Source organism: Kitasatospora sp. NBC_01250 (genome assembly GCF_036226465.1).
In the GTDB taxonomy this organism is placed as follows: Bacteria; Actinomycetota; Actinomycetes; order Streptomycetales; family Streptomycetaceae; genus Kitasatospora.
Map to the genome: position 1 here is coordinate 7,433,714 of NZ_CP108476.1, position 12,555 is coordinate 7,446,268.

Annotated in this window: 13 protein-coding genes; 7 read left to right on the plus strand and 6 right to left on the minus strand. The window is 74.4% G+C overall.

Annotation, left to right across the window (positions count from 1 at the left end; translation table 11 throughout):
* Positions 1-6 precede the first annotated feature (6 nt).
* Both OG500_RS31520 and OG500_RS31525 read right to left on the minus strand, forming a co-directional pair.
* On the minus strand, positions 7-420 hold the full coding sequence (locus OG500_RS31520) for a VOC family protein (RefSeq protein ID WP_329584968.1): 414 nt from the start codon (positions 418-420) through the stop codon (positions 7-9).
* Between the two features lie 159 nt (positions 421-579).
* Positions 580-3,621, minus strand: coding sequence for an AfsR/SARP family transcriptional regulator (locus OG500_RS31525; RefSeq protein ID WP_327070221.1), 3,042 nt, complete (start codon positions 3,619-3,621; stop codon positions 580-582).
* Between the two features lie 167 nt (positions 3,622-3,788).
* On the opposite strand from OG500_RS31525, the gene OG500_RS31530 reads away from it, so the two are divergent.
* The gene (locus tag OG500_RS31530) at positions 3,789-5,300 is read left to right on the plus strand and encodes an AfsR/SARP family transcriptional regulator (RefSeq protein ID WP_329584971.1); all 1,512 of its coding nucleotides are present in this window, start codon (positions 3,789-3,791) and stop codon (positions 5,298-5,300) included.
* 21 nt (positions 5,301-5,321) lie between these two features.
* On the opposite strand, the gene OG500_RS31535 is transcribed toward OG500_RS31530, so the two are convergent.
* Together OG500_RS31535 and OG500_RS31540 are read right to left on the minus strand one after the other, a co-directional pair.
* Positions 5,322-5,852, minus strand: coding sequence for a hypothetical protein (locus OG500_RS31535; protein WP_327070223.1), 531 nt, complete (start codon positions 5,850-5,852; stop codon positions 5,322-5,324).
* 138 nt (positions 5,853-5,990) lie between these two features.
* Complete coding sequence (locus OG500_RS31540; protein ID WP_329584976.1) at positions 5,991-6,905, minus strand: CAP domain-containing protein; 915 nt, start codon at positions 6,903-6,905, stop codon at positions 5,991-5,993.
* A 248-nt stretch (positions 6,906-7,153) separates the two neighbouring features.
* Between OG500_RS31540 and OG500_RS31545 the strand changes: the two genes are divergently transcribed.
* Together OG500_RS31545 and OG500_RS31550 are read left to right on the plus strand one after the other, a co-directional pair.
* The gene (locus tag OG500_RS31545; RefSeq protein ID WP_329584979.1) at positions 7,154-7,819 is read left to right on the plus strand and encodes a hypothetical protein; all 666 of its coding nucleotides are present in this window, start codon (positions 7,154-7,156) and stop codon (positions 7,817-7,819) included.
* An 18-nt stretch (positions 7,820-7,837) separates the two neighbouring features.
* Positions 7,838-7,963, plus strand: a complete 126-nt coding sequence (locus OG500_RS31550) for a hypothetical protein (protein ID WP_329584983.1) — start codon at positions 7,838-7,840, stop codon at positions 7,961-7,963.
* A 30-nt stretch (positions 7,964-7,993) separates the two neighbouring features.
* Here the strand turns inward: OG500_RS31550 and OG500_RS31555 are convergent, their stop codons facing one another.
* Complete coding sequence (locus OG500_RS31555; RefSeq protein ID WP_329584986.1) at positions 7,994-8,548, minus strand: CGNR zinc finger domain-containing protein; 555 nt, start codon at positions 8,546-8,548, stop codon at positions 7,994-7,996.
* A 158-nt stretch (positions 8,549-8,706) separates the two neighbouring features.
* Here OG500_RS31555 and OG500_RS31560 point away from each other — a divergent pair, with 158 nt between their 5' ends.
* From OG500_RS31560 to OG500_RS31575, 4 genes are all read left to right on the plus strand, one after another.
* A complete protein-coding gene (locus OG500_RS31560) occupies positions 8,707-9,153 on the plus strand; it encodes a VOC family protein (RefSeq protein WP_329584989.1) in 447 nt (148 codons plus the stop codon).
* Between the two features lie 42 nt (positions 9,154-9,195).
* The gene (locus OG500_RS31565) at positions 9,196-10,170 is read left to right on the plus strand and encodes a pyridoxamine 5'-phosphate oxidase family protein (RefSeq protein WP_329584992.1); all 975 of its coding nucleotides are present in this window, start codon (positions 9,196-9,198) and stop codon (positions 10,168-10,170) included.
* A gap of 82 nt (positions 10,171-10,252) precedes the next feature.
* Positions 10,253-10,663, plus strand: a complete 411-nt coding sequence (locus OG500_RS31570) for a VOC family protein (RefSeq protein ID WP_327070229.1) — start codon at positions 10,253-10,255, stop codon at positions 10,661-10,663.
* Positions 10,664-10,711: 48 nt separating this feature from the next.
* Positions 10,712-11,173 carry a helix-turn-helix transcriptional regulator gene (locus tag OG500_RS31575; RefSeq protein WP_327071761.1) on the plus strand — a complete coding sequence of 154 codons (462 nt, stop codon included), beginning with the start codon at positions 10,712-10,714 and terminating at the stop codon, positions 11,171-11,173.
* 22 nt (positions 11,174-11,195) lie between these two features.
* Here OG500_RS31575 and OG500_RS31580 read toward each other — a convergent pair whose 3' ends face one another.
* Positions 11,196-12,548, minus strand: coding sequence for a M1 family metallopeptidase (locus OG500_RS31580; RefSeq protein WP_442907088.1), 1,353 nt, complete (start codon positions 12,546-12,548; stop codon positions 11,196-11,198).
* Between the last annotated feature and the right edge of the window lie 7 nt (positions 12,549-12,555).

Here is a 12,555-nt window from a genome sequence, read left to right on the forward strand (position 1 = left end):
CCGGCCTCAGGAGGTGGACCAGCCGCGGCTGCAGAGCACCAGCCGGTAGCCGTCCGGGTCCTCGACGGTTGTGCCCCACGCGTTCCAGTACGGGTTGGGCGAGGGGACCGGCCGGCCGCCGTGCTCCGTCAGGGTGGCGACCAGCGCCTCGGAGACCGGCTCGTCCAGGTAGACCACGAGCAGGTCCTCGGCGGTCGGGCGCGGTTCCAGGGGCGCCTGCCCGGGCCCGGCGACCAGCTCCAGGTGCCAGGGCGCGTCGGGCAGGCCGACCATCAGCAGGTCGTGCTCGCCCGCCGCGTGGTCGCCCTCGCCGCGGTGGAGCACGCTCAGCCCGAGTCCCAGGACCCAGAACCGCTCGGCCGCGGCGAGATCGCGCGACGGTCGGGCGATCCGGATGTGGCTCTGTCCGGTCAACGGCATGTCGGTCTCCTGGGCTGCCGGGGCTCGCGGGCGGCGAGCGGTGGGCCACGACCGTACCCGGAAGTCGATCTTGCGGGCATCGGGCCGCGGTCGCCCGCCCGGCGGCGGGCGGGCTGCGTCGCTGGTCCTAGGACCCGACGGCTCCGACGCCTGGCCGGCTCAGCCCAGTTCGGCCAGCAGTGCCCGGGCCTCGGCGGCCTCCGCGCTCACCCCGAGGCCCTCGAAGAGGCGCACCGCCTCGCCCAGGCAGGCCCGCGCCCGGGCCGGCTGGGCGAGGCGGCCCAGACTGTGGCCGAGCGAGCGCAGCAGACCGGCGGCCAGCATCTCACTGGTGCGCCGGGCCAGCGGCAGCGCGCTCTCCGCGGCGTGCACCGCCTGCTCGTGGTGCCCGGTCTCGACGTGGACCTGCGCGATCAGGTTGCCGGTCGCCGCCTCGAAGGCCGGCACGCCCAGCGAGCGGAAGAGCGGCAGCGCGCGCTCGGCGCTCGCCAGCGCGGCGGTCGGCTCGCCGCACATCCGCAGCACCCGGGCCAGCGAGTACCAACCGGTGGCCCGGCCCATCGACTCGGTGCCACCGCTCAGTTCGACGCCCCGCTCGGCCGCCGCCCGCGCCTCGGCGCAGCGGCCCAGCTTGGCCAGACTGAAGGCCAGTTCGCCCAGTGACGCGCCCTCGGAGTGGGTGTCGCGCAGCTCGCGGAAGAGCTCGATCGACTCCTCGCAGTACGTCACCGCCTCGGCGAACCGCCCGTACACCCGGGCGTTGGAGCCGAGGGAGAGCAGGGCGCAGCCGCGCAGCCGCGGGGCCGAGCCGTCGGCGCAGAGTGCGACCGCCGCGGTGAGTTCGGCCCCGGCCGCGGTGAAGTCGCTGGTGTGCCAGAGCAGGTTGCCGCGCACGTACCGGGCCAGGGCTTCGCACCGGTTCTCGCCGCGCTCGGCGGCGACGGCGGCGATGCGGGCCGCGAGTTCCGCGACGGTGTCCATGTAGCCGCGGTCGAAGAGCACCGCGCCCATCTTGTCGATCAGGCTGGCAGCCTGCACGAGCGGCAGTTCGGGGTCCGCGCAGCAGCGCTCGACCAGCGCCCGGTGCACGGCGGCCTCGGAGCGCATCCAGTCCGTCGCCCGCTCGGCGCTCTGGAAGTGCGCACCGGTGGTGCCCGGTTCGACCTCGACCAGGTCGCGCCGCTCCTGCTCCACCGCGTGCGCCGCGGCCTCCGCGTTGCGCGCACTCGCCAGGCAGAAGGCAAGCAGCCCGGCCAGCGCCCGACGCGTCGTCGGCCCGCTCTCCTCCTGTGCGCAGCGGCTTCGCGCGTAGACCCGGACCAGGTCGTGGAACCGGTAGCGCTCGAACGCGCGCGACTCCAGGAGGTTGAGGTCGACCAGCGACTCCAGCAGGTCCTCGGCGGCGTCCGGCGCCAGGCCGAGCAGCGCGGCGGCGCAGCTCAGGTTCAGGTCCGGTGCCTCGGGCAGCGACAGCAGGCGGAAGGCGCGGGCCTGCTCCGGGGTCAGACCCGCGTAGGAGAGTGCGAAGGTCGCCTCCACCGCGATGTCGCCGGTGCTCAGTTCGGCCAGCCGGTGCTGCTCGTCGGCCAGCCGCTCGGCCAGCGAGGCGAGCGACCAGTCGAGGCGGGCGACCAGCCGGGAGGCGGCGATCCGGATCGCCAGCGGGAGGTGCCCGCAGGCCGCGACCACGGCGGCCAGGTGCGCGGGCTCGGCCGCGGCCCGCTCGGTGCCCACGATCCGCACCAGGAGCGCGACGGCCTCCTCCTCGCCCAGCACGTCGAGCCGCAGTTGGTGGGCCCCGGCGGGCCCGCTCAGTCGGCCGCGGCTGGTGATCAGCACCGCGCAACCGGGCGAGCCGGGCAGCAGGGGTGCCACCTGTGCCGCGTCGGCGGCGTTGTCCAGCACCACCAGGACGCGGGAGCCGGCGAGCGCCGAGCGGTAGAGGGCGGCGCGTTCGGCGAGGTCGCCGGCGATCGCGGCGTCGTCGAGGCCGAGCGCGCGCAGGAAGCCGGTGAGCACGGCCAGCGGCTCGGCGGGCGCCCGGTCGGGGCCGCGCAGGTCGGCGTAGAGCTGGCCGTCGGGGTAGTGGCCGCGCAGTCGGTGGGCGGCCTGGACGGCCAGGGCCGTCTTCCCGACGCCGCCGATGCCGTCGATCGCGGAGATCACCACGGTCGGGTTGACCGCGGTGGGGGCGGGGCCGGCGGTGGGAGCGGGGCCGGCGGTGGGCGTCGCGAGCACCTCGGCGAGCCGGGCCAGCTCCGCCTCCCGGCCGGTGAAATCGGTGATCCGGGGCGGCAGCCCGGCGGGTCTGGTCCGCTCGGCCGGGGCCGCCTGGGACGGGGCCGGGCAGAGCTCCGGGTCGGCGCGCAGGATCCGGGCCTGGAGTTCGCTCAGCGCTCGGTCCGGGCAGACCCCGGCCAGCGAGCGGCGCACGTCCTCGTGGACGGCGAGTGCCTCGGCGGTGCGCCCGGCCCGGTGCAGGGCCAGCATCTGCACGGCCCGCAGCCGCTGCCGTTCCGGGTGTTCCAGAACCAGGTCGCCGACCTCGGCGGCGAGGTCGGGGCGGTCGCCCAACTCCGCGTCCAGCTCCAGCTTGGCTTCCAGGACGGCCAGACGGCGCTCGGTCAGGGCCAGCCGCACGGCCTCGGCGTGCGGTCCGGCCAGCCCGGTCAGCGGCTCGGCGGTCCACAGCTGGAGGGCGCCGGTCAGGACGGCCCGGACCTCGCCGGGCGGGGCCCCCTCGTGGCGGGCCTGCGCGGCCTGCGGCAGGGCGAGCTCGAAGGCGGTGGTGTCCAGCGCGTCGGGAGCCAGCCGCAGGGCGTACCCGTCACCGACGGTGACCAAGCAGGAGGCGGCCGCATGCTGCTTGAGCAGGGCGCGCAGCCGGTAGACGTGGGTGCGCAGCACCTGGACCGGGTTGCCGGGCCAGGCGCGCCCGCCCCAGACGCCCTCGGCGAGCAGCTCGACGGAGACCGTGCGGCCCGCGGCGGTGAGCAGCATCGCCAGTACCTCCTGCTGCTGCGGACGGCCCAGGTCGAGTTCCACCTCGCCCGCCCAGCCGCGCAGCGGGCCGAGCAGGGCGAAGCGCAGCCTGGTCGCGTCCCCCTCCTGGCGGTCCGTCCGGCGGATAGCGGCGCGCTGCCCGGCGCCGTCCTTCGCCGCCGGTACCGTCGTGACCAGCGCGGATCGCGCTTCCTGCATGCTCGTACTCCATCGCCCCGGGGACCGAGCGGTCAGTATGGCGAGGACGGATAAACGTCTGATGTCACCAGCCGGAGGCGGCTCGTCCATTTGTCCCCGGGGGCCGCGCTGCCACTACGGTGACCCACGAACGATCGGGGACGGGACGAGGGGAAGGGGACCCCGGGGTGCTCAGCTTCACACTGCTCGGCGCGGTCACCGCCACGCGGGCGGGGCGGGCGCTGGAGGTGGGGCGGCCGCAGCAGCAGGCGGTGCTCTCGGTGCTGCTGCTGGCGCCGGGGCGGCCTGTCACGGACCGTCAGCTGATCGAGGCGGTCTGGGGTGAGGACGAGGAGGGCTGGCCGCGCGATCCGACGGGCGCCCTGCGCACCCACATCAGCCGGATCCGCCGGGGGTTGGCCGAGCCGGCGGCCGGCCGGGACTCGGTCCTGGCCTCCATCACCCGCGGCTACCGGCTGGAGCTGTCGCCCGACCGGATCGACGCGCACCGCTTCGAGCGGGCGCTGGCCGACGCCACCGCCTGCCGGGTGGACGACCCGGCCGCCGGCTGGGCGCTGCTCGGCACCGCTCTGGAGCTGTGGACCGGACCGGCGCTGACGGGCGTGCCCGGGGCCTGGGCGGAACGCCACCGGGCCCGGTTGGCCGAACGCCGGCTGGCTGCCCTGGAGTTGCGCTTCGAGCTGGGCCTGCGGCTCGGCCGGCACGCGGAGGTCCTGGATCAGGTGTCGGAGTTGGCCGAGCGGTTCCCGCTGCGCGAGCGGCTGCACCTGCTGCGGATGCGCGCGCTGGAAGCCTGCGGGCGCCCGGCCGAGGCGCTGGAGGTCTTCCGGCGGACGCGGCGGACCCTGGACGAGGAACTGGGCCTGGCTCCCGGTGCGGCCTTGACCGAGCTGTACCAGCGGATCCGGCGGCCCGACGGGCGGCCTGCCACTCGGCCGACGCCCGGTCAGCTCCCGTCGGACGCCGCCGACTTCACCGGCCGCGGTGCGGAGCTCGCGCTCCTGCTGGACGGGCTGGGCGGGCTGGACGGGCTGGGCGGAACCCCTCGCAGCGCCGCCGCACTGCTGGTGGTCGGCGGTCCGGCGGGCACCGGCAAGTCGGCGCTCGCCGTCCGGGCGGCCCAGCAGGCCCGCGCCGGCTACCCCGACGGCCAGCTCTACGCGGACCTGCGCGCGAGCCAGGACCCCCCGGCCGGCGCCGCCGAGGTGTTGCCGGCCTTCCTGCGCGCGCTGGGCGCCGATCCGCACGGGCCCGCCGACCTGTTGGCGGCCCGCTACCAGCAGGCGCTGGCCGGGCGGCGGGTGCTGGTGCTGCTGGACGACGCCGCCGACCAGGCGCAGGTCGGACCGCTGCTGCCCCGGGCGGCGGGCTGCGCGGCGCTGGTCACCAGCCGGTCGCCGACGGCGGCGGCCGCCGGGGGCCGAGCCGCCCAGGACCCATGGCCCCACGCGGTGCGGCTGGTGCTCGGCCCGTTGGACCTCGCCCAGGGCTGCGCACTGGTGGCCGCTATCATCGGCGCGGCCCGCGCCGCCGCCGAGCCGGACGCCGTCGGCCGGCTGGTCACGGTCTGCGCGGGCCTGCCGTCGGCGATCCGGGCGGCGGCGGGCAGGCTGGCCGCCCGGCCGCGCTGGGCGGTGGCGGAGCTGGCCGAGCGGCTGGCCCGGGCGGAGCGGGTCTGACCTGGGCGCCGCCGGGGCGGTTCAGAGGGTCTTGACCGGTGTGCCCCCGTCGCCGATCAGCCCGCCGTAGGGCACCATGCCGTTCGTCCCGTTGCGCACGGGGCCGGCCCAGATGTCCAGGTGGCCGTCCGGTTCCACCGTCAGGTAGTTGGTCGGGTGGATCCCGTCCGTGAACGTGTAGCTCGCCCAGCAGGCGTGTCCGTCGGCCGCGTAGACCACGAGGTTGCCGTCGGACTGCATGACCGCCTTGGCGCCGCAGCCCACGGTGTTGCTCGCCCACACGGGCCGCACGTCGTTCCAGTTGTTGTCCGACGTCGTGTAGCTGACCAGGTTGCCGTCCGACTGCATGATCAGCCGGCCGGCGCCGGTGGGGCCGTAGCGGTCGACGTGCCAGCCCGGGTAGAGCGGCTCGTCGTTCCAGATGGTCCCGGAGCCGGGGTCGTAGGCGGCCTGGGCGGTGCCGCCGGTGGCCAGGACCCCGGTGGCGGCGATGATGCCCGCCGAGGCCAGCCCGAGGATCCTGCGGACGGCCCGTCCGGTGCGCTGAGTCATGCCAACTGCCTTTCACTGTTTCCACTGCCGAGTGGTGACGCGCCGGAACGGCGGCTGGTCACCCGGGATGAAGCTAGGGGTCACGAATAAACAGCTGATCATCAGATGATCAAGGGATGACCAGGTGTTCTGCCGGCCTCAGGCCGCGAAGTCCTGCGCCCACCAGTAGGTGCCGTTGGCCACGGTCAGGCCGACTCCGGTGTAGGTGTAGTCGCCGAGGATGTTGTTCCGGTGCAGCGCGTCACCGGTCCAGGCCTGGACCACCGACTGCGCGTCGGTCCAGAAGCCGGGTGCGCCCGCCGCGTTCTCCGCGAGCGCGCCGATGGGGTGCGCGTAGCCGTAGGCGCGCAGCGAGTTGGACATGTCGCCGAACGCGAAGTGGCCCTGCTGGCCGTGCGCGGACTCGGCGTTGGCCTCGTCCTGCGCCGTCCGGGCGAGGGCCGGATCGGCCTGCAGCGCCGGCTTGCCGTTCTGCGCGCGGTAGGTGTTGACCAGGTCGAGCACCTGCTGCTGCACGCTCGGCCCGGGCTGCGTCGGCTGGAACTGGGGCACCGGCTGCGACCACTGCTGGGCCGCGCTGTAGTTGCAGGTGTAGATCTGCAGCTGGGTGCCGTTGACGGCGTTGCCGCCCGGCACGTCGAGGCACTTGCCCGACTGCGGGTTGACCAGCACGCCGTCCCCTGGCTGCGGGCTGCCCAGCGAGCCGCCGGCGGGGTACGTCCACTGCTGCGCACCGGTGCCGTTGCAGTCGTAGAGCTGGACCGGCGTGCGGTCGGCCGTCCCGCCCGAGGTGACGTCCAGGCACTTGCCGAGCGCCGACAGCGTGCCGCCGCTGTACGTCCAGGTCTGCGCGCCGGTTCCGTTGCAGTCGTAGAGCTGCACGGCCGTCCCGTTGGCGGTGCCGGCCGCCCGGACGTCCAGGCACTTGCCCCCGTCGCCGTTGACCGAGCCCGACAGGCCGGTGTCGGCCTGGGCCCCGGTCATGAAGCCTGCGGTCGCCGCCAGGACGGTGGCCGCGGTGAGCGCCACCTTGGTCAGCGTGCGGATGGTCATGCGTGTCCCTCCCCTTCGGTCGGTGCCGGGCCGGAAGGCCCGCACCGCTTGGGGAGGACGTTAGAAAGCCCCGATCAACGCCGTCTTGACAGGGCACTTCCGCCGCCTTCGAGGGCCGCAGGCAGGGCTGGGCGGTCGGATGTACGAAAATGCCTGCGCGCACGAATCATCTGATCCGATAATTGGCTCACTTGCTTCGCGGTGCTGTCGCCGCGTCAGGTCCAGCCCGCTGTCACGAAGGAATTCCGATGCGTTCCAAGCGTTTTCTGCTCCCGGCTGCCCTGGGCGTGTCCGTCCTGTTGGGTGCCACCGCCTGTGGAGCGGGTGACGGTGCGTCGGCCGCGGGGGCGCAGGCGAGTACGAGTCCCAGCCCGGGGCCGAGCCGGGGCGCCGGTTCCGGCCTCGCCTCGCTCAGTGGCCACGAGATCCTCCGGCAGGCCGCGAGCGCACTGGAATCGGCGGAGTCGGTGCGTGTGTCGGGGACCGTCGTCTCGGGCGGCCGGACGTCCAGCGTGAACCTTCAGACCACCCTTGGAGGCGACTGCCAGGGCACCGTCGGCATCTCCGGCGCGGGCGAGCTGGAGATCCGGCACTCCGGTGACCGGACCTGGGTGAAGCCGGACGCCGCCTTCTGGAAGTACCTCGCCGGGCAGCAGGGCCACCCGGAGACCGGGGACCAGGTCGCGCGCCGGTTGGCGAACCGCTACCTCACCGGGGTCGGCACCGACGCTGCCACGAAGCAGGTGACAGCGGCGTGTGACATCGCCAACCAGCTCGGTAGCGAGCTCGACCAAGGGTCCTCGGCCACGGTGGGGGGCACCGGTACCGTCAACGGTGTCGACGCCCTCACGGTGACCTCGGTGGACGGTGACGCGACCGGAACGATCTCAGTGGCGACTTCCGCCAAGCCGTAACCGGTCCGGATCGTGCAGGTGGGCGGCGACTCGCCGGGCACGGTGGACTTCTCCGACTACGACAAGCCGCTCACCGTCCAGGCCCCGCCCGCCGATCAGGTCATCGACGTCAGCCAGTTCCAGCAGGAGCTGCAGTCGGTCTGAACGCCCCCTGACGATGACGGCCCCCGCGGCTCAGGAGGGCTTGCCGCGGGCGTAGTGCCGTGAGGCCTTGGCGCGGTTGCCGCAGGAGGCCATCGAGCACCAGCGGCGGGTGCCGTTCTTCGAGATGTCGTGGAAGTGCAGCACGCAGTCGGGGTGCGCGCAGGAGCGGATCCGCTCGGGTGCCTCGGCGAGCAGGCGCAGGTAGTCGGCGGCGGCCTGCCAGGCCGGCAGCCACCCGGGGTCATCGGTGCGGACCTCGTCGACCGGGCCGTCCGGGCCGAGCCTGCGGTCGATCCAGCCGTGCGCGAGAACGGCGTTGAGCGCCGTGCGGGCCTGTGGATCGTCCCTGTCGTCCACCAGTCGGCCGATCGCCGCGCGGGCGGTGAGCAGCGCGTCGAGCGTGGCCCGGTCGGCGCCGGCCCGGTCGGCCAGGCCGTTGAACTCCAGCCAGGCCGCCAGCCCGGCCACCGAGTCCAGCAGGTCACGGGGACTGCCGCCGCTGTTCCAGCGGGTGTTGAGCAGGTCCAGGCTGAGCGGCTCGCCGGGCAGCGGACGCGGGTCCCGCGGTGGCACCTGCAGGGACATCGGACTCCTCTCCTCGACTGACCCTTGATTCTAACCACCGTACGGCGCCAATGGTGGTTGACGCTCCTTCTCTCTAACCTCCATACTCGATCACAGAGGTTAGTCGGAGATCGTCCCCCGCCTGCCGCCCGTTCCGCATCCCGCGAGGAGCCACCGCCATGACGAGCCTGAAGACCGGCCACATCGGCCTCAACGTCACCGACCTCGACCGGTCCAGCGCCTTCTACCAGCAGGTGTTCGGCTTCGAGGTGGTCGACCGCAGCGCCGACCCCGAGCACCCGTGGCACTTCCTGGGCCGGGACGGTCAACTGGTGATCACCCTCTGGCAGCAGAGCGAGGGCCGCTTCTCCACCGCCGCGCCCGGCCTGCACCACCTCTCCTTCGAGGTGCCGGACCTCGTGGACGTGCTGCGGGCCGAGCAGGTGCTGCGCGCGCTGGGCGCCGAGTTCGAGCACGAGGGCGTGGTGCCGCACGGTGAGGGCGCGGCCTCGGGCGGGATCTTCTTCACCGACCCGGACGGCACCCGCCTGGAGATCTGCACCGCGTCCATCGCCGGGGCCGGCGCCGCCCCCAGCGGCACCGCCCCGACCTGCGGCTTCTTCTGAGCCCGCCCCCGTACCGCCCGCCCCACGCCCCCGGAGGCAGCCGTGAACGCCCGCTCCGACCACTCCGCCGCCGTCCCCGCCGTCCCCGCCGCCCCCGCCGCCTCCGGCGAGGAGCTGGTCCGCCACCGCGCCGGGTTCGCCCGCGCCGGCTACGCGGGCCCGACCAGGTACCGGCGGATGCCCGCCGTCGCTGCACAGTTCCTCACCGCCCAGCCGATGCTCGTGGTCGGCGCGGCCGATGCCGAGGGCCGGGTCTGGGCGGGCCTGCTGACCGGCCGGCCCGGGTTCCTGCAGGCGGAGCCGGCGGGCGGCTCCCCGGACGACGACGCACCGGACACCGTCGCGATCCAGGCGCGCCCGGTGCCCGGCGACCCGCTGGCGGAGGTCCTGGCGGCACCGGCCGAGGTCGGCAGCATCGCCGTCGAACCGGCCCGCCGCCGCCGGATGCGGATGAACGGCCGCGCCACTCCCACCGACGCGGGCCTGCGCCTGACCCTCGCCCAGGTCTTCTCCAACTGCCCCAAGTACATCCAGACCCGGGACTTCACGTTCGCGCAGCCGCCCGCCGCGGGCACCGTGACGGCCTTGCGCGGCAGCGCCCTGACCATGGGACAGCAGCTCGACATCGGCACCGCCGACACGTTCTTCATCGCCACCGCCGACCGCGGCGGGCAGCCGGACGCCTCGCACCGCGGCGGCAACCCCGGCTTCGTCCGGGTGCTCGGCCCCGACCGGATCCTCTTTCCGGACTACCGCGGCAACGCGATGTTCAGCACGCTCGGCAACCTCCAGGAGAACCCCGCCGCCGGCCTGCTCTTCGTCGACTGGGAGACCGGCACCACCCTCCAGCTCACCGGCACCGCCCGCACCGACTGGGACCCCGCGCACATCGCCGAAGTCCCGGGCGCCGAACGGCTGGTGGAGTTCACCGTGCTCCAGGTCGTAGAACTGCGCGGCGCCCACCCGCTTCGCTGGACCGAACCCGGCTACTCGCGCTTCAACCCGCCGGCCGCCTGACCGCGCGAGCGGCACGCCCGGCGGCCGGACCGGTCAGTTTTCGAGAAGCGCGGGCCGTCGGGCCAGACCTAGCATGGCGGCCATGGACATCACCATTCACACCAGCGCCCTCCCGCACGTCGACCCGGACGCGTCCGTGGCCTTCTACCGCGACGCCCTCGGCTTCGAGGTACGCAGCGACGTCGGCCAGGGCAAGATGCGCTGGATCACGGTCGGCCCCGTCGGCCAGCCCGACACCTCCATCCTGCTGGCGCCGCCCGCCATCGACCCCGGGATCACCGAGGACGAGCGCCGCACCATCTCCGAGATGATGGCCAAGGGCACCTACGGCTGGATCCTGCTGGCCACCCGGGACCTCGACGCCACCTTCGAGAAGGTGCAGGGGGCCGACGCCGAGGTGGTCCAGGAGCCGACCGAGCAGCCGTACGGCATCCGGGACTGCGCCTTCCGCGACCCCGCGGGCAACCTGATCCGGATCCAGGAACTGCGCTGAGCCATGCGCACCCGAGCGCCCGCCGAGCTCGACGAGGGGAGTACTCGCATGTGCCACCCCGCCTGGGGCCGCGCCCGCGCCGAGGCGCAGCGCCTGGCCGACCTGGCCCGGCTGCGCCGGGTCCGCGACCGGATCGACCGGGAGTACGCGCAGCCGCTGAACGTCGAGGCGCTGGCCCGCGGCGCGAACATGTCGGCCGGGCACCTCAGCCGCCAGTTCCGGCTCGCGTACGGCGAATCCCCGTACGCGTACCTGATGACGCGTCGCATCGAGCGCGCGGCGGCGTTCCTGCGGCGCGGCGACCTGAGCGTCACCGAGGCCTGCTTCGCGGTCGGCTGCGCCTCGCTGGGCACCTTCAGCACCCGCTTCACCGAGCTGATCGGCATGCCGCCCAGCGCCTACCGCCGCAGCGCGGGCACCGCGGCGGGGCTGCCGCCGTGCGTGGCCAAGCAGGTGGCCCGACCGGTCCGAAGCCGTCCGGCACGGCCCGTCGAGCCGCAGCCGGCCTGACGAAGCGGGGCAGCAGCAGGCGTCAGCCCAGCACCGGCAGGGGCGGCAGCGCCCCCGCGAACAGCCAGGCGTCGAACAGCCCCACCACCGGTTCGGCCGCGTACCGCTGCACGTGCGCCATGAAGTCCGCCGTGGTCACCACGCCGTGCCGCCGCCCGGTCGTCCAGTCGCGCAGCATCCGGTGGAACGCCTCCTCGCCGAGCGCGCAGCGCAGCGCGTGCACGGTCAGGCCGCCGCGCTCGTAGAGGCGGTCGTCGAACATCAGCGCCCGGCCCGGATCGGCCAGGCACAGGTCCTGGGGGAGCGCGGCGAGCAGCCGGTGCGCGTCGGCGGCGTGCGCCTGGGCGCTGCGGCCGCCCGCGTGCTCGGCCCAGAGCCACTCGGCGTACTTCGCGAAGCCCTCGTTGAGCCAGATGTGCCGCCAGTCGGCGATGGTGACGCTGTTGCCGAACCACTGGTGCGCCAGCTCGTGCGCCACCAGCCGCTCGGCGCCGCGCACCCCGTCCACGTGGTTGGTGCCGAAGCAGGCCATGCCCTGCGCCTCGACCGGGACGTCGAGCTCCTCGTCGGCGACCACCACCACGTACGCGTCGAACGGGTAGGGCCCGAACAGCTCGGTGAAGTACCGCATCATCCGCGGCTGCCGCCCGAAGTCGGCGGCGAACCGCGAGACCTGCGCCAAGGGCACGTAGCCGGCCTGCGGCACCGCGCCGGGCTCGGCGTCCACCAGCAGGACCCGCTCGAAGGCGCCGATCGCTATCCCGACCAGGTAGCTCGCGGTGGGCGCGGCCTGCTCGTAGACCCAGGTGGTGCTGCTGGCCTTGGTGGTGCGGGCGAGCAGCCGCCCGCCGGTGACCACCGCGTACGACGAGGGCGTGGTGATCGAGATCAGGTACGAGGCCTTGTCGGCGGGCCGGTCGTTGCACGGGAACCAGGACGGCGCGCCGACCGGCTGGCTGGCCACCAGGGCGCCGTCCGTCAGCTCCTCCCAGCCGAGCCCGCCCCAGTCGCTGCGCACCGGCCTCGGGTTGCCGCTGTAGTGCACCTCCACGGTGAACGCGGCGCCCGCGGCCGGCGTCCGGGCCGGCCGGATCCGCAGCTTGCCGCCCCGGTGGGCGTAGTGCGCGGCCTTGCCGTCCACCAGCACCCGCCCGATCCGGAAGTCGGCCAGGTCCAGCGTGAACTCGCGCAGCGGCTCGGGCCCGGCCAGCGCGCTGAGCCGGGCGGCCCCGGCCAGCCGGTTGGGGCCGGGGCGGTAGTCCAGGGTCAGCTCGTAGCGGTGCACCCGGTAGCGGGGGTCGCCGTTGTTCGGGAAATAGGGATCGACCTGCTTGCCACCCACCGCTGCGACCGCTCCCTGTTCTGTGCCGTTCACCGTGTTA